Source organism: Caulobacter sp. SLTY, from assembly GCF_009905535.1.
GTDB lineage: Bacteria > Pseudomonadota > Alphaproteobacteria > Caulobacterales > Caulobacteraceae > Caulobacter.
This window is the reverse complement of the sequence record NZ_JAAALA010000005.1, coordinates 69,210-91,268: the sequence shown is the minus strand read 5'-3', so window position 1 is coordinate 91,268 and position 22,059 is coordinate 69,210. Positions and strand designations below refer to the sequence as shown.

The 22,059-nt window shown below is 68.4% G+C and carries 18 protein-coding genes; 2 read left to right on the top strand and 16 right to left on the bottom strand.

Annotated features, from left to right (window positions below; genetic code table 11):
• The first annotated feature begins 32 nt into the window (after positions 1-32).
• The gene (locus tag GVN21_RS04150) at positions 33-464 is read left to right on the top strand and encodes a hypothetical protein (protein ID WP_166573455.1); all 432 of its coding nucleotides are present in this window, start codon (positions 33-35) and stop codon (positions 462-464) included.
• On the opposite strand, the gene GVN21_RS04145 is transcribed toward GVN21_RS04150, so the two are convergent.
• From GVN21_RS04145 to GVN21_RS04095, 11 genes are all read right to left on the bottom strand, one after another.
• Positions 446-1,333 carry a dienelactone hydrolase family protein gene (locus tag GVN21_RS04145; RefSeq protein WP_166573454.1) on the bottom strand — a complete coding sequence of 296 codons (888 nt, stop codon included), beginning with the start codon at positions 1,331-1,333 and terminating at the stop codon, positions 446-448. The two genes, GVN21_RS04150 and GVN21_RS04145, sit on opposite strands and share 19 nt — an antisense overlap.
• 172 nt (positions 1,334-1,505) lie before the next feature.
• Positions 1,506-2,210 (bottom strand): ribonuclease activity regulator RraA, encoded by a 705-nt coding sequence (locus tag GVN21_RS04140; RefSeq protein WP_166573453.1) that lies wholly within the window; start codon positions 2,208-2,210, stop codon positions 1,506-1,508.
• 14 nt (positions 2,211-2,224) lie between these two features.
• Positions 2,225-3,010: an SDR family oxidoreductase gene (locus tag GVN21_RS04135; RefSeq protein ID WP_166573452.1), complete on the bottom strand. Its 786-nt coding sequence runs from the start codon at positions 3,008-3,010 to the stop codon at positions 2,225-2,227.
• Between the two features lie 258 nt (positions 3,011-3,268).
• Positions 3,269-4,192, bottom strand: a complete 924-nt coding sequence (locus tag GVN21_RS04130) for a dihydrodipicolinate synthase family protein (protein ID WP_166573451.1) — start codon at positions 4,190-4,192, stop codon at positions 3,269-3,271.
• Positions 4,189-5,940, bottom strand: coding sequence for a gamma-glutamyltransferase (ggt, locus tag GVN21_RS04125; RefSeq protein WP_346764220.1), 1,752 nt, complete (start codon positions 5,938-5,940; stop codon positions 4,189-4,191). The genes GVN21_RS04130 and ggt (GVN21_RS04125) overlap by 4 nt, the downstream gene beginning before the upstream one ends.
• Positions 5,941-5,954: 14 nt before the next feature.
• Positions 5,955-7,691, bottom strand: a complete 1,737-nt coding sequence (gene ggt / locus GVN21_RS04120) for a gamma-glutamyltransferase (RefSeq protein WP_346764219.1) — start codon at positions 7,689-7,691, stop codon at positions 5,955-5,957.
• A 4-nt stretch (positions 7,692-7,695) separates the two neighbouring features.
• On the bottom strand, positions 7,696-9,003 hold the full coding sequence (locus tag GVN21_RS04115) for a dicarboxylate/amino acid:cation symporter (protein ID WP_166573450.1): 1,308 nt from the start codon (positions 9,001-9,003) through the stop codon (positions 7,696-7,698).
• 160 nt (positions 9,004-9,163) lie between these two features.
• Positions 9,164-12,271, bottom strand: a complete 3,108-nt coding sequence (locus GVN21_RS04110) for a TonB-dependent receptor (RefSeq protein ID WP_166573449.1) — start codon at positions 12,269-12,271, stop codon at positions 9,164-9,166.
• A gap of 144 nt (positions 12,272-12,415) precedes the next feature.
• The gene (gene dgcA / locus GVN21_RS04105) at positions 12,416-13,408 is read right to left on the bottom strand and encodes an N-acetyl-D-Glu racemase DgcA (protein WP_166573448.1); all 993 of its coding nucleotides are present in this window, start codon (positions 13,406-13,408) and stop codon (positions 12,416-12,418) included.
• Positions 13,366-14,403 (bottom strand): N-acetyltransferase DgcN, encoded by a 1,038-nt coding sequence (gene dgcN / locus GVN21_RS04100; RefSeq protein ID WP_166573447.1) that lies wholly within the window; start codon positions 14,401-14,403, stop codon positions 13,366-13,368. Before dgcN ends, dgcA begins: the two co-directional genes overlap by 43 nt.
• A gap of 96 nt (positions 14,404-14,499) precedes the next feature.
• Complete coding sequence (locus GVN21_RS04095; protein ID WP_166573446.1) at positions 14,500-15,396, bottom strand: LysR family transcriptional regulator; 897 nt, start codon at positions 15,394-15,396, stop codon at positions 14,500-14,502.
• Between the two features lie 143 nt (positions 15,397-15,539).
• Between GVN21_RS04095 and GVN21_RS04090 the strand changes: the two genes are divergently transcribed.
• Positions 15,540-16,517, top strand: coding sequence for an alpha/beta hydrolase (locus tag GVN21_RS04090; protein WP_166573445.1), 978 nt, complete (start codon positions 15,540-15,542; stop codon positions 16,515-16,517).
• Here the strand turns inward: GVN21_RS04090 and GVN21_RS04085 are convergent.
• The 5 genes from GVN21_RS04085 to GVN21_RS04065 all read right to left on the bottom strand — a co-directional run bounded on the left by GVN21_RS04085 (position 16,429) and on the right by GVN21_RS04065 (position 22,056).
• Entirely contained in the window at positions 16,429-18,648 is a 2,220-nt protein-coding gene (locus GVN21_RS04085; RefSeq protein WP_166573444.1) for an EAL domain-containing protein, read from the bottom strand. The two genes, GVN21_RS04090 and GVN21_RS04085, sit on opposite strands and share 89 nt — an antisense overlap.
• Before the next feature lie 204 nt (positions 18,649-18,852).
• Positions 18,853-19,854: a nitronate monooxygenase family protein gene (locus tag GVN21_RS04080; protein ID WP_166573443.1), complete on the bottom strand. Its 1,002-nt coding sequence runs from the start codon at positions 19,852-19,854 to the stop codon at positions 18,853-18,855.
• Between the two features lie 42 nt (positions 19,855-19,896).
• Entirely contained in the window at positions 19,897-20,370 is a 474-nt protein-coding gene (locus GVN21_RS04075; protein WP_166573442.1) for a hypothetical protein, read from the bottom strand.
• A 3-nt stretch (positions 20,371-20,373) separates the two neighbouring features.
• Positions 20,374-20,895, bottom strand: a complete 522-nt coding sequence (locus GVN21_RS04070) for a response regulator (protein WP_240902742.1) — start codon at positions 20,893-20,895, stop codon at positions 20,374-20,376.
• A 198-nt stretch (positions 20,896-21,093) separates the two neighbouring features.
• Positions 21,094-22,056, bottom strand: a complete 963-nt coding sequence (locus tag GVN21_RS04065) for an acetyl-CoA carboxylase carboxyltransferase subunit alpha (RefSeq protein ID WP_166573440.1) — start codon at positions 22,054-22,056, stop codon at positions 21,094-21,096.
• Between the last annotated feature and the right edge of the window lie 3 nt (positions 22,057-22,059).

Genomic DNA, 22,059 nt, shown 5'->3' with positions numbered 1-22,059 from the left:
TGGGCCCTGCTTTCAAGCGGGGCCCTTTTGCTTTGACCATTCCTCTTTGGTTGATCGTCTCCTTCGGCATCGCGGTGCTGGTCAACGGGTTCGCCGTCTGGAAGGGCGGCCCGCCAGAGCGACTGACCGGCATCTTTCTGTTCGTCAGCGCCCAAATCACCTTCCTGGTCGCCGACCGCCGCTGGATGGATGTGCAGTTCGCGGTGATGTGCATCGACATCCTCGCCTTCGGCCTGTTTGTCGCCCTGGCGCTGTTCGCCGACCGGTGGTGGACCCTGTGGACTGCGGGGCTGCAAGGGCTTGGGGTGGTGATCCACCTGGCCTTCTGGGCGCAGCAGAAGGTGATCAGCCTGGTCTATGCGACGGCGCTGAACCTGATCGGCTACGCCATCTTCCTGACCCTGGTCATCGGGACGATCGCCCACATACGACGCAAAGCTGAGCGTCAGCGTGGCGCTAGCTGAACCTCGAAGAAGTCCGCCGCCCGCTTGCGCGCATCGGCCGTGGCGGCGGCGTTGGCGGGGACCGACTGTTTCTTCTTGCCGGGGTCGTCGAAGCTGTGGGCGGCGCCCTCGTAGGTGATCATTTCGACCTGGCCGCCAAGGCCCTGGCTGCGTTTGACGAAGGCGTCGCAGGACTTGGGCGAGACCTCCTCGTCGGCCGTGCCCATCAGCACCAGGACCGGGGCGTAGGACTTCCAGCCCTTGGCCTTGAATCGGTTCTTCAGGCCGCAGCCGGGGTAGAAGGAGATGCCGGCGCGGAAGCCGAGCTTCTTCATGTCGCCGGGCTTGTCGTCGGCCATGGCGGCCAGGGTGGCGCTGCCCCCGTTAGACCAGCCCATCAGGCCGATGCGGTCGCCGTCCACCCCCGGCAGGCTGCGCAGGAAACGCAGGCCGGCGTAGGCATCGAGCGGGCGGATGGTGACCTCGTCGATGCTGTCGGGACGATCGTTGTAGGTGCCGGCCGCGAAGCCGCCGGGATAGCCGCGCGGGCCGAACCCGTCGATGACCAGGGCGTAGTAGCCGCGGCTGGCCCAATAGCGCGCCCAATACTTGTGGCGCATGGTCAGGGTTTCGGCGTTGAAGGTCCCGTCGGCCAGCGAGGAATAGGCGCCGGCACGGCCGTGCATCAGCACCACGGCGGGCGCCTTGGGGGCCGGGTTCACCGGCTTGAACAGGTAGGCGACCAGCTCGGTCTTGGCGTCGTCCATGCTGCGGAAGGTGACGCGGTCGGGCGCGGCGACGGCGGCCTCTTGGGCCACGGCGGGGGCGCCGGCGCCGACAGGGGCGCTCAGGGCCAGCAGGGCGGCCAGGGCCGGAACGATGATGCGCATGCTGCTCTCCTTCACTTCAACTCATAGGATGGAACGGGGACGGCGAAACCCGCGCCGGAGACCTGCCGTGGCTCGAGGGGTTTGAGCCGTAGCGGGCAGCCTCCGGGCCCACAGACCGGGCCCGCCGTCCCCTGCCCGCGCCGCCGGGCCCACCAGCGGCACGGGGAACTTTTCACCCCGCGGCCTTCCAGGCCTCGTAGCGAGCCTTGGTCTCGGCGTTGGGCGGGTAGAGGCCGGGCAGGATCACGCCGCGCTCGACCTCGCTGACCACCCAGCCTTCGAACCGCTCCTGTTCGACCCCGAGTTCGGCGACTTCGTCGACCAGGGCAGCGGGGATGACCACGGCGCCGTCCTCGTCGGCGCTGATCACGTCGCCCGGGAAGATGGCCACGCCGCCGACCGAGACCGGCTCCTGCCAGCCCACGAAGGTGAGGCCCGCCACCGAGGGCGGGGCCGAGACCCCGGCGCACCAGACGGCCAGGCCCGTGCCGCGCACGCCGACGGCGTCTCGGATCACCCCGTCGGTGACCAGGGCGGCGACACCCCGCTTGACCATCCGGGCGCAGAGAATGTCGCCGAACACGCCGGCGTCGGTGACGCCCTGGGCGTCGATCACGGCGATCTGACCCGCCTCCATGGCCTCGACGGCGGCGCGGGTGGAGGTGGGGGAGGCCCAGGATTCGGGCGTCGCCAGGTCTTCGCGGGCAGGGACGAAGCGCATGGTGAAGGCGGGTCCGACCACGCGGGCCTGGCCCGAGGACCAGGGGGCAGCGCCCCGCAGCCAGACGTTCCGCAGGCCCTTCTTCAAGAGGATGGTGGTCAGGGTGGCCGTGGACACGCCGTCCAGCTTGGCCTTGGTCTCGGGGGAGAGAGACATGGGGAGATCGCTTCCTAGAGGCTTGGGATCTGGCCGCCGTCGACCCGGACGATGGAGCCTGTGACGTAGGCGGCGGGAACGGAACAGAGGAAGGCGGCGACGGCGCCGTACTCGGCCGGATCGCCGAACCGGTCCATGGGGATGGCGGCCAGGCTGGCGGCCTCGACGGCGGCGAGGTCCTTGCCCTCGCGCTCGGCCCGCTTCTCGTCGAGGAAGCGGGTGCGGTCGGTTGAGATGCGGCCCGGAACGATCACGTTGCAGGTGACGCCGTCCCTGGCGACCTCGCGGGCCAGGGTCTTGGACCAACCGACCAGCGACAGCCGCAGAGCGTTGGACAGGGCCAGGCCGGGGATCGGAGCGACCACGCCGGAGGAAGTGGAGGTGAGGATGCGGCCGAACTTCCGCTGGCGCATGCCCGGCAGGACCCGGTCGGTGATGGCGATCACCGAGGCGACCATCGACTGGAACTGGGCGATCCACAGGTCCGGATCCTGGCCCGCGGCGAGGGTCGGGGGCGGGCCGCCGGTATTGTTGATCAGAATGTCGACGGGGCCGAGATCCTGCTCGATGTCGGAGACGTTGGCGTCGATCACTGAGCGGTCGGACAGGTCCCAGGCGATCGGCAGGGCGCGGACACCCAAGGCCCGGCACTCGGCGGCGAGGTCGCTGAGCAGGTCTGCGCGGCGGGCGGCCAGGGCGACGTTGGCGCCCTCCCTGGCCAGGGCCAGCGCCATGGCGCGCCCGAGGCCACTGCTGGCCCCCAGCACGAGGGCGGTCTTTCCGGCGATGCCGAGGTCCATGTCAGAGAGTTCCTAGATTGAGGTGAGTTCGCCTCGGGGCTCCCCTTCTCCCCTTGCGGGAGAAGGTGTCGGCGAAGCCGACGGATGAGGGGTCGCACCGGCCTCGACGCGGCCCGGCCCCACCGCCGCACGCAGCTTGAGGAGTCATCGACCCCTCATCCGGCGCTTCGCGCCACCTTCTCCCGCAAGGGGAGAAGGGAGCCCAGAGGCTGCGATCGACCGCTGTCCAAACCCGGAGGATTGCTGGATCGGCCAAGGTCACAGCGCCGCCCTCGCATCGCGCCGCGCGAGACGGGCCAGCAGGTAGTCGACCTCGGCCTTCGCCGCTGCCGACAGCACCGGCGCGGGCTTGCGCATCGCGTCGCTGGCGATCACCCCGCGCCGTTGGAGGATGTATTTGCGGACCGCCAGGCCGACGCGCTGCTGGTGCTCGTACCGGAGCAGGGGCACGTGAGCGTCGAACAGGTCGTGGGCGGCGTCGCGCCGGCCGGCCTTGGTCAGCCGGACGAGGTCGACCAGCATCTCCGGGAAGGCGTAGCCGGTCATGGCGCCGTCGGCGCCGCGCTCCACTTCGAAGTCGAGGAACAGGCCGCCGTTGCCGCAGAGGATGGAGATGGGGCGCATGGAGCCCTCGGCCTGGAAGCGGCGCAGGGCGGTGATCTTCTCGAGGCCCGGCCAGTCCTCGTGCTTGAGCATCACACAGCCGGGGTTGTCCTGAACGATGCGGCGGATGACGCCGGGCGCGATCTGGACGGTCAGGGTCAGGGGGTAGTCCTGCAGGACCCAGGGGGCGTCGCCGACCGCCTCGGCCGCCTGGGCGAAGTAGGTTGCGATCTGGTCGTCGGTGCGCAGGGACGGCTGAGGCCCGATCATCACCCCGACGGCGCCAGCGTCCATCGAGGCCTTGGCGAGGGACGACATGGCCGCAAAGCCGGGGGCCGAGACCCCAACGATGATCGGCAGTTTGGTGCGCTTGATGACACGGGCGGCGAAGGCCAGGGCCTCGGCGGCGTCAAGCTTGGGCGCCTCCCCCAGAATCCCGAGGATGGTCAGGCCGTCGACGCCTGTCTGTTCGTACCAGTCGACCATGCGGTCGACCGAGGCCTCGTCGATGGCGCCGTCCGGCGTGAACGGCGTCACGGCGATGGCGTAGACGCCGGCGGCGGTGTGATCGAGTGTCATGGCTTTACCAGCACCCGGGCCTGGCCCTCGCGCCGGCCGTCCGCCCCACCATCTATCGAGCCGTCGGCGCGGAGGATGACGCCGTGCAGGCCGCTCTCCTCGCCGGCGCCGCGCTTGACCTCGACGCCGCGGGCCTTGAGGCCTTCGAGCACGCCGGGGGCGAACTTGTGGGCCTCGCCGTTGAAGTCGGTTCCCCGGGCGACGAGGTTGGGGAGATCAATGGCCTGCTGCAGGGGCAGTCCCCAGTCGAGGACGCCGACCAGGGTCTTGGCGACATAGGCCGGGATGTTGTTACCGCCCGGCGAGCCGATGGCGCCGACGAACCGGCCCTGTTTGTCGAGGATGATCACCGGGGTCATCGAGGAGCGCGGCCGCTTGCCACCAGCCACGGCGTTGGCGGTGGGGGCGCCGTCCTTCTCGGTCGGGCGGAAGGAAAAATCGGTCATCTGGTTGTTGAGGAAGAAGCCCTCCACCATGCGGCCCGAGCCGAAGAAGCTCTCCACCGTGGTGGTCATCGAGACCACGTTCCCCTCCCCGTCCACGACCACGAAGTGGGTGGTGCCGGGGACCTCGGCGGTGGCGTCGATGCCGACCAACTTGGCGCCGGGGGGCAGGCCGGCGTCGTGAGCGCCAGAGCGGGCGGTCTGGCCTATGGCCTTCGCGCGGGTGTCGAGATAACCGGCGTTGAGCAGGCCTTCGACGGGCACGGACACGAAGCGGGGATCGCCCACGTAGCGGTCGCGGTCGGCGTACATCACGCGGCTGGCCTCGGCGAACAGGTACCAGGCCTGGGGGTCGGTCGGACCGCGTGAGGCAATGTCGGTGCGCTCCAGCAGGCCCATCAGTTCGAGCAGGCCCACCCCGCTGGCCGGCGGCGAGGGCGCACAGAGGACGTAGGCGCGATAGGGGCGGCAGAGGGGCGGGATCTCCTGCGGTTTGTAGCCGGCGAGGTCGGCGGCGGTCATCGCCCCGCCGTAGGGGCCGGCGCGGGTGCGATCGACAATCTTCTGGGCGATGGGGCCGTTGTGGAGGACGCCCGCGCCCTTGGCGGCCATGCGGCGCATGACGCCGGCATAGGCGGGGTTCTTCAGGAGGTCGCCGGTGCGCAGCGGCGTGCCGTCCGGATGGGAGAAGTACTTCGCGCCGTCCGGCGATTTGTCCTGCGAGATGAACCGCTTGATCTGGTCTTCCAGCCGGGGCGTGACGACGAATCCGTCCTCGGCCACCTTGGCGGTGTCCTCGAACAGGCTGTTCCAGGGCAGCTTGCCATAGCGGCCATGCACTGCCTCCAGCACGGCCATGGCGCCGGGAACGCCGGTGGCGCGGCCGCTGCGGATGGCGTCGGGGCGTTTCAGGGGCGTGCCGTCCTCGTCGAGGAACATGGTCGGGCTGGCGGCGGCGGGGGCCGTCTCGCGGCCGTTCCAGGCGGTGACCTTTCCGGTCTTCGCCTCGTAGTGCATCACGAAACCGCCGCCGCCGATGCCGCTGGACTGCGGCTCGACCAAGCCCAGCATGACCTGCACGGCGACCGCCGCGTCGGCGGCGCTGCCGCCCCGGCGCAGGACGGAAAGGCCCGCCTCCACCGCCATCAGATTGGCGGCGGCCACGAAGCCGGGAACCTTGGCGCCGGCCTGGGGAGCGGGGGCGCGGACGGGCGCGGTGACGGTCTGGGCGAGGGCCGTGGCGTTGAGCAGGGCCAGCGCGGCCAGGCCGGCGCCCAGCAGCTTCAAGGAACGGGAGAGGATCACGGATCTGTCCTTGTCTACGGCGCCACGGCCAGGGCGCCTGGGCGCCTGGGATCCGCCGCCCCGAGGAACAGGCCCTGGTCGATCATGATCGACTGGGCGCTGCCCATGGTCTGGCTGGTCTTCACCGGATGGCCCATGGCCTTCAGCCCGGCGACGGTGTCCTGGTTGAAGCCGGGTTCGATCTCCAGGGTGTCGGTGGCGGCCTGGAAGATGCGGGGCTGATGGGTGGCGGCGGCCACGTTCATGTCGAAGTCGACCACGTTGACGATCACCTGCAGCACCGTGTCGATGATGGTGCTGCCGCCGGGGGTGCCGGTGATCAGCCAGGGCTTGCCGTCCTTGAACACCATGGTCGGCATCATGGTCGACAGCATCCGCTTGCCGGGCGCCATGGCGTTGAGCGGCATCGCCTCGCCCTTCTCGCCGGCTTCGACCGCCTGTTCGTGGCTGTAGTTGTTCATCTGGTTGTTGAGCAGGAAGCCGGTGCCGGCCGGCATCACGCCCGAGCCGAAGTCGGCGCCCAGGGTGTAGGTGGTGGAGACCGCGTTGCCGTCGGCGTCGGCCACCGAATAGTGGGTGGTGCTGGGGCTCTCGTACTTCCACGGGTTGCCGCCACGCAGGTCCTTGGCCGGCTTGGCCTTCTTCGGATCGATCTTGGCCGCCTGTTCGTCGGCATAGGCCTTGGAGGTGAAGCCTTTCAGCGGGGCCTTCACGAAGTCGGTGTCGCCTAGGAACTCGTAGCGGTCGGCGTAGGCCAGCTTCATCGCCTCGGCCTGCAGATGCAGGGACTGGGCGCCCCAGCCCATGGCCTTCAGATCATAGCGCTCCAGGATGTTGAGCATCTGCAGGAGGGTTGCGCCGCCGGCGCTGGCTGGCGGGGTGGTGTAGACGGTGTGGCCGCGATAGGTCCCGACCAGGGCCTCGCGGACCTGCGGGCGGTAGGCGGCCAGGTCCTCGGCGGTGATCAGGCCGCCGTTGGCCTTCATGTCGGCGACGAACCGCTTGGCGATCTCGCCGCGATAGAAGGCGTCCGGACCCTTGTCGGCGATCTGCCGCAGGGACCAGGCCAGGTCAGGCTGTTTCAGGGTCTCGCCGGCGCGGTAGAGACTGCCGTCCGGCTTGTAGAATGTCTTCTTGGCGTCCGCGCTCTCGCTCAGCCGCTCCTTGCCCCAGGAGAAGACGAAGGCCTCGTCGGGGGTCAGAACCACCCCCTCCTCCGCCAGCTTGATCGCCGGGGCGATCACCGTCTTCCAGGGCAGCTTGCCATAGCGGGCGTGGGCCAGGTGCAGGCCGGCCACGGTGCCGGGGACGGCGGCGGCTTTGTAACCCTTGGAGGCGACGGGGGTCTCCTCGCCGTCGCGGTTGACGAAGTCGGTCAGCTTGGCGCCCCGCGGGGCCACCGAGCGGTAGTCGATGACCACCATCTTCTGCTCGGCCGCCACCCAGATCATCGTGAAGCCATCGCCGCCGATGTTGCCGGCCCGGGGGAGGGTGACGGCCAGGGCGAAGGCGACGGCAACATGGGCGTCCACCGCGTTGCCGCCCTTGCGCAGGATCTGGGCGCCGATCTCGCTGGCCAGGGCGCTCTGGCTGACCACCATGCCCTTCTCGCCCACCACCGGATGATGGATCGAGGGGTATTCCAGCAACTGGCGCCGCTGCGGCTGGGTCATGCCCGCCGCCGGCGCGAGGGCCAGCGACAGGGCGGCCAGGGCGGCTGCGACAAGGCGGAAGGGCTTGGCGGCTTTCACGGGATCACACGTCCTTGGCTGACTTGTATTCGTCCACGTCGATCTCCCCTTCCCAGCGCGCGACAGCAGTGGCGATGGCGAGATCACAGGTGACGTTGGGGACAGTCCGCATCATGTCGAGGATGCGGTCGAAGGGCAGGATGAAACCGACGATCAGGGCCGTCTGGGCGTCGACGATGCCGATCGAGGCCAGCACAGCCGGCAGGACGAAGAAACTGCCCGAGGGGACCGGCGCTGCGCCCATGGCCACGATGGCGATCGTCAGGGCGACCAGCACATACTGCACGATGCTGAGCTCGACGCCGAAGGCCTGGCAGGCGAACAGGGTCAGCATGCCGATGTACATGGCCGTGCCGTCCATGCCGATGGTGGCGCCGAGCGGCAGGACGGTGGAGCTGATCGTCGGCTTGATGCCGAGGTTTTCTTCCGCCACCCGGATGGCCACCGGAAGGGTGGCGGAGCTGGAGGATGTGGAGAAGCCGACCATGATGGCGTCGGCCACCCCGCGGTAGAAGGGGATCAACGGCAGCCAAGCCCCGAACCGTATCACCGCGCCGTGGGTGATGAAGGTCTGGATCAACGACCCGATCAGCACGCAGGCCGCCAGCTTGGCGATGTTGGTGAAGATTTCGGCCCCGCCGTTGCCCATCAGCACGCAGATCAGGGCGAAGACGCCGAACGGGGCGACCTCCATCACCATCTCGACGACCTTCAGCATGACCTCGGAGCCCGACTGGAGCCCCCTGGCCACCGGCTCGCCGCTCTTGCCGGCAAGGATCACCGCCACCCCGATGATCAGGGCGAAGAAGATGATCGACAGGGTCTCGCCCTCGGCCAGCGACTTGATCGGGTTGGTCGGGACGATGGAGATGAACATCTCCGCCGTACTCTTGGGCGGCGTCACCACCCCCGGCGTCACCCCCTGGAAGGTGGCGCCCAGGCCCGGTGCGATGATCGTCGCGATGGTCAGGCCGATGCTGACGGCTATGATTGTCGTCAGCAGATACATGCCGATGGTTTTGAAGCCGATGGACCCCAGTCGGCGGGCGTCGCCCAGCTGGGCCACGCCGGAGGCGATGATGAAGAACACCAGCGGGGCGACGATCATCCGGATCAGGCGGATGAAGACATCCCCGATCCATTTGATGCTGTTTGCGCCCTCTCCCCAGAAGTAGCCGATCACCCCGCCCAGGATCAGGGCGACGAGGATCCGCTGCCACAACGGGATGGCGAACCAGAAGCGCAGCGGACCGCCCTTCTTGGGTTGGGGTTGGGGCGCCGTTTCGGCGATGGGTGGGGCGGCGTCTGTCATGAAGCGATGGCTTTCGAAGGAGTCGTCGAAGCGGCCATCGTCTCTCGCCGGGCGGCGATTGGCGAGGGGGGTTGGTTACCCCCTCCCTCCAGGCCAGGCGATGGCGCTCCTCGGCCGTGGGGCCGGATCATTCGACGGCTTCCTTTCGTCTATTCCTTGATCAGAACCGCTTGCGGATGCTGGCGTAGACCACCCGGCCCCGCGGCGAGTGGAGCTCGCCCAGGAAGCCCAGGTCGCTGTCGGCCAGCGGCGGCTGTTCGTCGAAGATGTTGCGGGCGCCGACACGGATCCGCGTTCCGTCCGACCAATCGTTGGAATCGATGGTGTACTGGACGTAGAGGTTGTGGGTCTGGACGTCGTCCACCACCCAGCGGGTGCCGTCCGGCAGGGTGGCGGAGGTGTCCTCCACATCGCCGACATAGGCGGTGTAGTAGCCCACGCCCCAGCCGCCCTTGCGCCAGGTCACCGTCCCGGTCCAGCGCCACTCGGGCCGGCCGTTCTGGCGGATCAGGCTCTCGGCGCCCGCAATGACGATGCTGGGATCGATGACCCCGGCCGCCTGGGCGTCGAGCAGCAGCTGCTGTTCCGGACCGGGCGTCTGGTAGAAGGTCAGCAGCTTGGCGGCGTTGACCTTGACGTCGAAGTCGCCCCAGGGGGTGTCGTCGATGCTGTAGAACAGCCCGAAGTCGACGCCCTCCGCCTCGCGCGGACCCAGGTTCCGGTAGTTGTCGATCACGTTGATGATCGAACCGGGAGCGGCAGACGGCGGACCGAAACCGGCGGCGGCGAAGTCGGCCAGCTGCGTCGGGGTGGCCGGCGCGCGAACGACATTCACATTGCTATCCGGCAGCGGATTGGTCGGGTCGACCTGCGCCAGGGTGCGCAGGTAGTAGTCCAGCGTCAGGGCGTTGCCGTCCCCGAACAGGCCGATGATGTTGTTCTGCTCGACCTTCCAGTAGTCGATGGTCGCGGTGAACCGGCCGAAGCGACGCGGCAGGAAGGTGGTTTCGAAGGTGATGCCGTAGGTGAGGTTCTCGGAATCCTCCGGCTTCAGCTGTTCGTTGCCGGAGCGGTTGGAAATCACCGAAACCGAGGCCGAGCAGCTGTCGAAGTCGGCGGTCGTACCGGCCCGCACGGCGATCTCGCAACGGATCCAGTCGGTGCGGCTGTTGCTGCGCTGAATGCCGCGCTCGTACTGCTGGGGAAGGTTGGGCGCCCGGAAGCCCTCCGACCAGGCGCCGCGCAGTTGCAGGAACTCGAACGGCCGGTAGCTGACCGCCACCTTCGGCTTCAGCACGTCGCCGAACAGGGTGTAGTTCTCGTATCGGGCCGCCAGCTGCACATCCAGCGAGTAGAGGCCCATCGGGAACTTGCCGCGCTCGACCAGCGGGATCGCGAACTCGATGAAGGCGCCCTGGACGTTGCGGGCCCCCGAGGTGTCCGGGGTCGGGCTGACGCCCATCACGTCGCTGCCGGTCGTGGTCCCGGCCAGGTCGGTGTAGGTGATCGTGCCGTCCAGGCGCTTGTCGCGGTCGTCCCCGTAAGTTTCGCGGCGCAGCTCGACGCCGGCGGCCATGCCGATGTCGCCGCCCCACCAGGTGAACAGGTCGGGCTTCGACACCTTGAAGTCCCACAGGGCCATGGAGGTGTGGCTCTTGCGGGTCACCGGCACAATGAAGCTGCTGATGATGCTCCGGGCGTTGGGCGAGCTGTCGCCTTCGTCAGGGTTCGCCGGGTCACCACCGTTGAACGGATTGTAGGCAGTGTCGGCGGTCGTGCCTCCCAAGGCCGCCTGGAACAGGGTCAGGCTGGGCGCCCGCTGGACGTCCTCGGTTTCGGCGCGGCTGTAGACGAAGGCGCTGTCCCAGTCCCAGCCCCAATGCTCGCCGCGAACGCCGACCAGGTAGCGGGTGACCGATTGGTCGACCGTGTAGGTCTGGGCGCCGGCATCGACCAGGCGGTAATCGATCAGCTCGATCGGCACGCCGGTGGTGGCCACGCCGGTCAGGCCCGGCAGGCGGTTCGGGCTGCCGACCGGGCCAAGGGGATTCCAATAGCCATTGATCGGAACGATCACCCGCTGGTTCGTGAGGGTGGTTTCCTGCTCGCGCGAGCCGGTCGACGTCGACTTGAAGTATCCAAGTTCGGAGTAGAGCTCGATGCCGTTCTCGAACTCATGGTTGGCGAAGCCGAACAGGTTGATGCGCTCGAGTTCGCCCCACAGGGTGCGCTCATCGTTGGAATTGTAGCGCAGGTTGTTGTCGGTGCTGGCGGTCGAGAGGCTGGAGTTGTCGTAGCAGACGTTGCCCGACAGCGGCACGATACAGCCCTCGTTGGTCGACGGCTGGACATGGAAGATGCCGCTGGTGGTGAAGCTGGTCCCGTTATAGCTCGCCGTCGTGGTGGAGACGGCGTAGCTGGCGGTCAGCCGCTGGAACTCGCCCCAGGGGGTGTCGAGCGAGTTGTTCTGCCAGTCGGTGTCGCCGGCCCAAGGCCCTTTCTTGAACAGCCCGCGCATGTCGCTGTTGCGCGAGAACCGCCGCTCGTAGGCCCAAAGCGGGTCGCGCTGGGTGTAGGCGCCGAACAGCGAGATGTTGCTGCGGCCGCCGTTGAAGTCCTTGCCCAGTTCGAACGACAGTTCGAACTGCTCCTGGCCGCTGTCCGCGGTGAAGCCCAGCTCGCTGTCGATGGTGAAGCCGTCGAAGCTGGACTTCAGGACGGTGTTGATCACCCCGGCCACGGCGTCGGTGCCGTAGATGGCCGAGGCGCCGTCGCGCAGCACCTCGATGCGGCGCACGCCGCTGACCGGAATGGTGTTGGTGTTGACGGTCGCGACCGGCACCAGGTTCTCGACCTGGATGGCTGGGTGCAGCACCAGGCGGCGACCGTTCAGCAGCACCAGGGTGTTGCCGGTGCCAAGGCTGCGCAGGTTGATCGAGGCCGTGTCGCCGCGGGCGTCATTGATGCCGCCGGTCGTGCGCGATTCGGTGAAACTGACGTCCCCGGCCTGCGGAATGGAGCGGAACAGCTCGTCGCCGCTGCCGGGCGCGGCGGCGTCGATGTCGTCATTGTTCAGCACGGTGACCGGCAGGGCCTCGGTGGCCTTGTTGCCCTTGATCTGGCTGCCGACGACCGTGATCTCCTCGACGTCGGTTTCCTCGCCGGTGGCGACCGGTGCGTCCTGCGCGAAGGTTGCGCCGGCGATCAGGCTGGCGGCGGAGGCCAGCAGGACGGTTTTCAGAGTCTCGTTGAATTGACGACGGGCCATGCCCACTACCCCCATGTAAATCCTGCGCCGGGCCGATCTTCGGTCTTGTGTCCGGACTGTGACACCATCGCCTCGCAGGCGCCGCGAGCCAATAACCTCAGCCTTTCGCATCGTTCCGAAAGTCATAGCCTTTGGGTATACAGCTCACGGCTGATCGCCCCAGAAGCCCAGCTTGGGCGCGCGCATCACGCCACCTTCCAGCCGCACCCCGGCGGGCCAGTCGCCGGCCAGCCACCAGGGGCCGTCCAGGTCGACCACATCGCTGGCCCCGGCGATATGCAGGGCGGGGGTGATGGCCAGTGACGAGGCGACCATGCAGCCGGTCATCACCTGGAAGCCCATGGCCCGGGCGGCGCGGAGGGTGGCGACGGCCTCGGTCAGGCCGCCGGTCTTGTCGAGCTTGATATTGACCGCCTGGTAGCGACCGCGCAGGCCGGCCAGGTCCTCGGCAGTGTGCAGGCTCTCGTCAGCGCAGACCGGGGCGGGCGGATCGAAGCCTTCAAGGTCGTGGTCGGAATCGGTCGGCAGCGGCTGTTCGATCAGGGCGATGGGCAGGCGGGCCAGCAAGGGTCGCAGATCGTCGAGGATGGCGCGGGTCCAGCCCTCATTGGGATCGACGATGAAACGGGAACGGGGCGCGGCGGCGGCCACCGCTTCCAGCCGCTCGGCCGGACTGTCGGCGTCGAGCTTGATCTTGATCAGCGGCGCCCCGGCGCTGGCGCGGGCGGCGGCGGCCATCGCGTCGGGCTCGTCCAGGCTCAGGGTGATGGCGCAGACGACCTCGGCCGGGCGGGCCAGGCCAGTCATCGCGGCAACCGAGCGGCCGCCCTCACGGGCCCTGAGGTCCCATAGAGCGCAGTCGAGGGCGTTGCGCGCCGCCCCGGCCGGCAGGAGGGCCAGCACAGCGTCATCGGGCGCGCCGGCCTCGAAGGCGGCGAGCGGTTCGGCCAGCAGGGCCAGCACCCCCTCGGCGCTCTCGCCGTAGCGGGGATAGGGCGTGCCCTCCCCCCGGCCGCAGGCCTCGCCCCGGCGCAGGGTGACGATCACCGTCTCGGCGGCGGTCTTCACCCCGCGCGAGATGCGGAAGGGCGCCTTCAGCGGCCAGCGCTGGCGGCGGACGTTTGCGTGGCGAAGCATGAGACCAGCCGATCGACGATGAGGTGGGTTCCGTGGGCGACCGGGTCCTGGCAGGGCAGGCCCAACTGGTCCGAGACGCGGGCGCAGAGGTCGAGGGCCGCCTGGGCCCCCATGGCGGAGGTGTTGAGGGCGACCCCAACCGCGATGACATCGGGATTGGTCAACCGGGCAGCCTCCAGGTTCCGCTCCAGGCAGGTGGCCAGGTCCGGCACCGGATGGCCAGGTACGCCGCGCATATGCGGGCGGCCGGGCTCGTGGCAGAGGACCAGGGCGTCCGGCTGGGCGCCGTGGATCAGGCCCAGGGTGACCCCGGCGTAGGAGGGATGGAACAGCGAGCCCTGGCCCTCGATGACGTCCCAGCCACCGTCATCGCGGGCAGGGCTGACCCGCTCCACGGCGCCGGAGATGAAGTCGGCGATCACCGCATCGACCGGGACACCGTCGCCGGTGATCAGGATGCCGGTCTGGCCGGTGGCGCGGAAGTCGGCGGCCAGGCCCCGAGACCGCATCTCTCGCTCGATGGCGAGGGAGCTGTACATCTTGCCGACAGAACAGTCGGTGCCGACGGTCAGCAACCGAAGGCCGGGGCGAGGAACGCCCTTGCCGACGATCAGGTCTGCCGGCGGCTCCCGCACGTCGGTGAGCGTACGGCCAAGGCGCTGGGCGGCTTCGCGGATGGCCGGAACCTCGCCCAGCCGCTGGTGCAGGCCGCTGGCGACATCGAGCCCGGCTTCGAGCGCGGCCAGGACCACAGGGATGGCGGCGGGGCTCAGCACGCCGCCGGCGTTGGCCTCGCCGATGATCAGCGTTTTGGCGCCCTGGGCGGCGGCCCGCTCGATGGTCAGGTCGGGCAGGTTCAGGCTGACCGTGGCGCCCGGCAGGCGGATCTGGCCAAGGCAGCGGTCGGGCCGCCATTCGGCGACGCCGCGCGCGGTCTTCACCGCCAGCGGGTCGGTCGCCGCGCCGAGGTAGAGGAGATAGGGGGAGGCAATCATGGCGCCCTTCCGCGCGGCCGTTGAACTGGCGCGGACTATTCGCGGGGTAGGCTTCAGGCGGCAAGTTCGGTTACGAGCATGCCCTATAGCTTTTGGCTAACTCCCCCGAACTTCCTCCAACACCTCCCGCATCACCTTCACGAAGCTTTCGGACAGGTGCGACAGCGGCCGGTCTTCCAGGTGCATGCAGTAGACGCCGAAGGCCAGGGCCGGCTCCAGCGGGCGGAAGTCGATAAGCTCGGACGCCTCGGCCCGGGCGGTGAACTCGTCGACCACCGCCACCCCGACCCCGTGCCGCACCAGGGAGGCGGCCATGTAGAAGGTCGAGACGGTTATGGGCTCGTTGATCACGAGACCCCGGCCCTCGACCTCGGCGGAGAAGATGTCGCTGACCGGGCCGGTCGCGCCCGAGCCGATATAGTTGCGGCTCTCCAGGTCCTTGAGGTCCAGCCGCTCGCCCGGCGCCTCGCCGAACTCGCCGCGCCGGAACATCATCATCAGCTCGCCTTGGCCGATCTGGAAGTTGTTCACCCGCGGGTGCTGGATGGAGTCGTAGGCGAGCGCCATGTCGACCTCGTGCTCATAGAGCGAGCGCAGGACCTCGTCGTAGTGCAGAGTCCGGAAGTCGAAGGTCACCGTCGGGTGTTTGGCGCGGAAGCGGGCCACCGCCGAGGGCGCAATGCTGAGCCCCAGGGCCGGCAGGACCGCGGCGCGGATGTGGCCGCCCTCCCCCAGCTTCAGATTGCGGGCCGCCTGTTTGAGGGAATCGAGGCGTTCGAACACCTCCTTGACCTCCCGGAACAGGGCGTGGGCCTCGTCGGTCGGCGCCAACCTGCCCTTCACCCGCCGGAACAGGCGGAAGCCCAACTGGTCCTCGGCATGCTTGAGCACCTTGCTGACCGAGGGCTGGGAGACGTTCAGCGTCCGCGCCGCGGTGCTGATCGAACCGTGGGCGTAGACCGCGTGGAAAACCTCGATGTGACGAAGGCGCATACGGCCTGTTTAGCCGAGGTTCAGGGCGCATATGCAACATTACGAAAAAGATCGGTGACCCTAAGCTTCTCCTGGAGAACTCTTGGGCCGCAAGCACGTTGGAAATCCCGCTGGGACAGGCGGGCAAATACAGGAGACGGATCGTGGCGCGCAAACGCCCCAAAGGTGTGCTGGAACTCGGCTGGGCCGCTTGGGAAAGCGAGCGGCAGGGCCGGATCGAACATGTGCCGCTGGCCGAGCTCTATGAAGAGAGCCAGGTCAAGCGCATCAGCATGCCTTGCGGCGGCAGTCACGGCTGGACCCTGAGCGCCCTGACTACCCCGCGCGTCAAGCCTGCGCCGGTGAAGATCGTGGTGGTGACCGGCGCGCCAAGCTGGGCCGAATACTGGGCGCCGGTGCTGGCCGCCCTGCCGGGCGACCGCGAGATGATTGTTGTCGACCGGCCCGGCTATGCCGGCAGCGGCGAGGCCGAGTACGTCGGCGACATTCGCATCCAGGCCGAAGCCCTCATGCCTCTGCTGAGCGTTGCGCCTGGCCAGAAGCTGCTGCTGGTTGGCCAATCCTACGGCGCGGCGATCGCCAGCCTGATGGCCGCGCGTCGGCCCAGAAATCTGGCGGGGTTGGTGCTGCTGTCCGGCTATCTGGGCGATCCGGGTCCGACCGCTCGGTTCCTGGTGCGGTTCGGCCAGTTCCTGCTGCGCCATGTGCCGGTGCCGCGCGACCTGCGCAACGCCGTGCTGGAGGTGGCCGGTCAGCCCGGCCAGCTGATCCACATGCGTCAGGCGCTGGAGCGCATCATCACCCCCATCCATCTGGTGCATGGCGACCAGGACGACTTCGCCCCCATCGAGACCGCCGAGCGGCTGGTCAAGGAGGTGCGGACGCTGCGGCCGATGCGCTTCCGCCGGGTGCCGGGCGCGAACCATTTTCTCAACGATGGACCAGCTGAAGACCTGATCGCTGAGCTGGAGGCATGCCTGCCGGTGCGCGCGCCTCTGCACGTCAGCCTGGCCGAGACGATCGACTATGCTATCACCCGCGCGCACCGCGGGTTGCGCCGCCGGCTGACCGCCGCGCGGGACGCGCTGTTCCCGAACCAGACCGTGGCGCGGCAGGGCTAGGCTCCGCCAACGTCTCCGCGACTGGCCGATTGACGCCCAGCAGCGCAGCTATCTCGGACGCCGGCGCCGGGCGGCTGATCACATAGCCCTGGATTTCCTGGCACCCCTGCTGGCGCAGTTCGTCCAATTGCTCGGTGGTCTCCACCCCTTCGGCGGTGGTCACAATCCCGAGGCTGGCGCCGAGGCCGGTCACCGCCCGAATGATGGCCAGGGCGTCATCATCATGCAGGATGTCGCGGACGAAGGTCTGGTCGATCTTGATCTTGTCGAACGGGAAACTGCGCAGGTAGCTCAGCGACGAATAGCCGGTGCCGAAGTCGTCCATCGAGATGCGGACGCCGAGATCCTTAAGGTCGTGCAGCACGGCCAGGTTGGCGGCGCTGTCCTGCAGCAGCACCGACTCGGTGATCTCCAGCTCCAGGCGGCGGGGATCGAGGCCCGAGGCGGCCAGGGCCGAGATCACCGACTGAACCAGATGCTTGCCGCGGAACTGGGTGGGCGAGAGGTTGACCGCCAGCCGCACGTCCATCGGCCAGTTGGCCGCTTCGGCGCAGGCCTGGCGCAGCACCCAGTCGCCAAGCGGCACGATCAGGCCGATCTCCTCGGCCAGGGGGATGAACTCGGCCGGCGAGATCATGCCGCGCTCGGGATGGCGCCAGCGGATCAGAGCCTCGCAGCCGCTGACCCGGTCGCGGGCCAGGCAGAAGAGCGGCTGGTAGTAGAGCTCGAACTCCCCGGCGCCCAACGCCCGGCGGAGATCCAGCTCCAGCAGGCGGCGGGCCTGCAGCTTCTCGTCCATCGAGCGTTCGAAGAAATGGAAGGCGCCGCGGCCCTCGGCCTTGGCGCGGTACAGGGCCATGTCGGCCTTCTTGAGCAGTTCGTCCGGCTCGGTCCCGTCGTCGGGGGACAGGGCGACGCCGACGCTCGCCCCGGCCACCACCTGCTGTCCCTGGATGTCGAACGGCTGAGCCATGGCCTCGACGATGCGGGCCGCCAGCCGGGTGGCGTCGGCGCCGCCCCCGGTCAGGCCGCACTGGACCACCGCGAACTCGTCCCCGCCGAGCCTGGCCACCGTGTCACCTTCTCGCGCGCAGCCCCGCAGCCGCTCCGCCGCCGCCCGCAACAGCGCGTCGCCTGCTGGGTGCCCAAGCGTATCGTTGACCACCTTGAACCGGTCCAGATCGACGCAGTGCACCGCCACCGGCGAGCCCTGCCGCGCCGAACGCGCCAGGGCCTCGCGCAGGGCCGACTGGAACAGCACCCGGTTGGGCAGGTCGGTAAGGGGATCGTAGTGCGCCAGACGGGCGATCTGGGCCTCGGCCCGCTTGCGCTCCGAGATATCCTCGGAAACGCCGATCAGGTATTCAGGCCGTCCGTCGGGGCCGAGAATGGCGCGCTTCTTTGTGCGCAGGGTGACATGGCCGCCGTCGGGCCGGGGAATGATGTCCTCCTCAACCACCCGCACCTCGCCGGACGCCAGCACCTCCTGGTCACGCTCGCGGTAGATGGCGGCCAGGTCCGGTTCGTAGAAGGCCGCGTCGGTGCGGCCGACCATTTCTTCGCTGGAATAGCCCAGTTGCTGTTCGCAGGCGGCGTTGACCAGCACATAGGACAGGTCGCTGGCCCGCTTGACAAAGACCACGGCCGGCATGGCCTCGACCACCTCGGTCATGAACTTGCGGGCGCGCTGGGCCTCGGCGCTGGCCTCGGCCAGGGCGCGGGCGACCCGGCGGTTGGCGTCACTGGACGCCTGCAGCAGGGCCAGGACGGTGCCGACGCCCAGGTATCGCCCGTCCTGGGTGACGATGAAGCCGCTGAGCAGCTCCGAGGGCTGGGCCGAGAGGCTGTCGGCGGTAAAGTCGGCCAGCGGCACATGGACGTCGACCAGCAGAGGCTCGGTGTTCATCAGCGCCGAGATTGGCCGACGGGCATAGAGGGCGCGGCCGAACTCGGCGGCCATCTTAAGGAAGAAGCTGTTGCGATCGAGCAGCCCCACGGGCCGGCCGCCTTCGTCGACGACCGGCACGATCAGGGTGTCGGGCTCGGCGCTGAAGCGATCGTATAGCAGGCCGCCGGGATCGTCCGGCCGCGCCGGAATGACGGATGTCACGGCCTCACGCAGGGTCAGCATCGACAAGCTCCACACATGCGGTGGATTTGCCGGACGCTTACTAACGCTGACCTAAGACGGCGGTTTCCGGTTGCCTATTCGCGAAAACTTCACAGGACCGTCACAGTTGTTTCTAGTCTATTGCCTGGCAGAATCCAGAAACGGCATTTGACGTATACTGATCAAATTCCCGACAGTGGCGCCCTCGCAGATTCTATTGGCGGCCTATTCGGCCGCCACGCGCGCGCCCGGGGCAATCATGCTTTCCAGGCGGGCGCGGATCAGGTCCTCGGCCTCGGCGACGATACGGTCGACCAGCTCCTTCACGCTCGGCACGTCGTGGATCAGCCCCTGGATCATGCCGGCCGACCAGATGCCGCCGTCGGTGTCGCCGTTGGCCAGGGCGTCACGGCCGCGGGTGCCGGCCACCAGGTGCTGCACATCCTCGAACTTGGCGCCGCCGGCCCGCTCGATCTGGACCACTTCCTGGCTGACCTGATTGCGCATGACGCGGGCGGTGTTGTGCAGGGTGCGGAAGATCAGGTCGGTCTGGCGCTCGTCGTTGGCCACCATCTGCTGCTTGAAGGCCTCCGGGATCGGGGCCTCCTTGGTGACGCAGAAGCGGGTGCCCATGTTGATGCCGTCGGCGCCCAGCGCCAGGGCGGCGACCAGGCCGCGCGCGTCGCCGAAGCCGCCCGAGGCCAGCATCGGAATCTTGATCTTGTCGGCGGCCGCCGGAATCAGGATCAGGCCGGGGATGTCATCCTCGCCCGGGTGACCGGCGCACTCGAAACCGTCGATGCTGATGGCGTCCACGCCCATCCGCTCCGCCGACAGGGCGTGGCGGACGGCGGTGCATTTGTGGATGACCTTCACCCCATGCGCCTTGAAGTGGTCGACGTGCTCCTGCGGCTTGTAGCCGGCGGTCTCGACCATGGTGATGCCGCTCTCGATGATGGCGGCGCGGTATTCGGCGTAGGGCGGCGGCTTGATGGCTGGCAGGATGGTCAGGTTCACCCCGAACGGCTTGTCGGTCAGATCCTTGGTGCGCTGGATTTCCTTGGCCAGGTCTTCCGGCGTCGGCTGGGTCAGGGCGGTGATGAAGCCCAGCGCCCCGGCGTTGGCCACGGCGGCGACCAGCTCGGCCTTGCCGACCCATTGCATGCCGCCCTGGGCGATCGGATGCTCGACGCCGAACAGCTCGGTGAAGCGGGTGCGAATGGCCATGGTGCGTCTCCCAAAATTTGTTGGGAAAAGCTTAGCAGGAGGTCACCCGGCGTCAGGCAAGACCGTTTTGGCGGCCTCGCGCCTCAGCAGCGCGTCGAGCCCCGCGAGCACCGGAGCGGCGGCTTTCAGGTCCTGGCCCGGCTGGCTGAGCGGACGCAGGGCGGCGATGTGGACCTGGATCGGCGGGGCGTCCAGCCGACCGGCGCGCCGCTGCATGTCGGCCAGTTCGCACAGGCCGTGGACCGCCTTGTAGAGCGCCGGCAGTTCGGCAGGGCAGACGTCCAGGATGTCCCCTGCGGCCGCATAGACGGCGTCCAGCCAAGCCACAGTCGAAGGTGGCTGGCCCGCGGCGCTTTCGAGGGCTGCGAGGGCTTCCATGAGGATGGCCCGGCCTTCATCCCGGACCTCGGCGGTTTCCCGCTCGGCCCCACGCAGGGCCGCCAGCGCGGTCATCCCCCCACTGGTATCAACCAGTTTGGACAGGTTGGAGCGGCGGCGAAATACGGTGACGGCCATGGTTCAACCCCCTTGCTCGGCCGCGTTCCGGGCGGCGGCTTCCGCCTCGGCGGACATCGCCCTCAACCGGTCGGACCGACGTTCGATCTGTCCTGGCGGCAGGGTCGGCTCGTTGAACCGCCGGTCCGGCCCCAGGTAGTCGCCCGCCTGAATAAAGGGACGCGGATCCCTGGCCAGCCAGAGGATGCGCTCGAGCAGTACCGAAGGCGTTAACGGTCGCGTGACGATGAAGTTGGCGCCGCAATCGCGGGCCTTGTCGACCATCGAACGGCGAATGTGGCCGGAGATCATCAGCACCGGCGCGAACGCGTTGGGGTCCATGCCCGAGTGCCGAAGCCAGCGGACCAGGTCGTAGCCGTCCTCCTCCGGCATGTCGCAGTCGACGATGAGGAGATCGACCACATTGGCCGCGAGGAATGCCCTGGCCTGATCCGCGCTCGAGCACAGACGCCGGCTCTGCATGCCGAAGCCCAGAAGGGTCTGGGTTGTCAGTCGCAGGGAATAGCTGTTGTCGTCCACGACCATCACGGTCGCCCTCGACAGGTTGAAGATGGTCCCCATGTGGAGACCGGTGTCACCAGCGCCGTTGGCGGCGGCCGACGGCCCTCCGGTAGTACTCATAAACGCGACCCCACCCCCCGATGTAGGATTGCGACGCGGTCGTAACTGTAAGGTTAATTGGACGAATGCGTTCAACGAATTCGTTCAAAGACCAGGTAGACCTCAGACTGGGGAGGTGCGCCCGATTGCGTAGTAGCGCTCTGCCCGCTGAGCCAACAGCTGCTCGGGGCTGAGGTTCAGCAACAGCTTCAGCTCGTCCTCGATCACGTCGCCGACAAGGCGGATCGCCGCTTCGGGATCGGAGTGGGCGCCGCCCGGAGGCTCGTCGATGATTCGATCGACGACGCCAGTCTTGATCAGGTCCTGGGCGGTGATGTGCATCTGGGTGGCCGCGTCGCGGGCCCGGGCGCCGTCGCGCCACAGGATGGAGGCGGCGCCCTCGGGGCTGATCACCGAATAGATTCCGTGCTCCATGATCAGCACGCGGTTGGCGGCGGCGATGCCGATGGCCCCCCCGCTCATCCCCTCGCCGGTCACCGTGGCGATCATCGGGGTCTTCAGGGTCAGGCAGCGCTCGGTGCCGCGGGCGATGGCTTCAGCCTGGCCCCGTTCCTCGGCCCCCAGGCCCGGATAGGCGCCGGCGGTGTCGACGAAGCTGAGCACCGGCAGGTTGAACTGCTCGGCCATGTCCATCAGCCGCACGGCCTTACGGTAGCCCTCGGGCCGGGCCATGCCGAAGTTGTGCTTCAGCCGGGTGGTGGTGTCGTGGCCCTTCTCCTGGCCGATCAGCAGGACAGGCACGCCGCGGAACCGGCCGAGGCCGCCCAGGATCGCCTGGTCATCGGCGAACTTGCGGTCGCCGCGCAGCTCGACGAACTCGTCGATCAGACCCGCGAGAAAATCGACGAAGTGCGGCCGCTCGGGATGGCGCGCCACCTGGGTCTTCTGCCAGGGGTCGAGCTTGCCGTAGGCCTCGCGACGCAGGTCGTCCAGCCGGCGACGCAGGGCGTCGATCTCGCCATCGAACGCGCCGGCCCCGGCGGATTCGGAGAGCTTGGACAGCTCCTCGATCTTGCCTTCCAGTTCGGCGATCGGCCGTTCGAACTCGAGATAGTGATGGACCATAGT

Coding starts and splice junctions, on each gene's coding strand:
- GVN21_RS04145 (WP_166573454.1), bottom strand. CDS start 1,333: ATGCGCATCATCGTTCCGGCCCTGGCCGCCCTGCTGGCCCTGAGCGCC.
- GVN21_RS04140 (WP_166573453.1), bottom strand. CDS start 2,210: ATGTCTCTCTCCCCCGAGACCAAGGCCAAGCTGGACGGCGTGTCCACG.
- GVN21_RS04135 (WP_166573452.1), bottom strand. CDS start 3,010: ATGGACCTCGGCATCGCCGGAAAGACCGCCCTCGTGCTGGGGGCCAGC.
- GVN21_RS04130 (WP_166573451.1), bottom strand. CDS start 4,192: ATGACACTCGATCACACCGCCGCCGGCGTCTACGCCATCGCCGTGACG.
- GVN21_RS04115 (WP_166573450.1), bottom strand. CDS start 9,003: ATGACAGACGCCGCCCCACCCATCGCCGAAACGGCGCCCCAACCCCAA.
- GVN21_RS04110 (WP_166573449.1), bottom strand. CDS start 12,271: ATGGCCCGTCGTCAATTCAACGAGACTCTGAAAACCGTCCTGCTGGCC.
- dgcA (WP_166573448.1), bottom strand. CDS start 13,408: ATGCTTCGCCACGCAAACGTCCGCCGCCAGCGCTGGCCGCTGAAGGCG.
- dgcN (WP_166573447.1), bottom strand. CDS start 14,403: ATGATTGCCTCCCCCTATCTCCTCTACCTCGGCGCGGCGACCGACCCG.
- GVN21_RS04095 (WP_166573446.1), bottom strand. CDS start 15,396: ATGCGCCTTCGTCACATCGAGGTTTTCCACGCGGTCTACGCCCACGGT.
- GVN21_RS04085 (WP_166573444.1), bottom strand. CDS start 18,648: ATGCTGACCCTGCGTGAGGCCGTGACATCCGTCATTCCGGCGCGGCCG.
- GVN21_RS04080 (WP_166573443.1), bottom strand. CDS start 19,854: ATGGCCATTCGCACCCGCTTCACCGAGCTGTTCGGCGTCGAGCATCCG.
- GVN21_RS04075 (WP_166573442.1), bottom strand. CDS start 20,370: ATGGCCGTCACCGTATTTCGCCGCCGCTCCAACCTGTCCAAACTGGTT.
- GVN21_RS04070 (WP_240902742.1), bottom strand. CDS start 20,895: ATGGTCGTGGACGACAACAGCTATTCCCTGCGACTGACAACCCAGACC.
- GVN21_RS04065 (WP_166573440.1), bottom strand. CDS start 22,056: ATGGTCCATCACTATCTCGAGTTCGAACGGCCGATCGCCGAACTGGAA.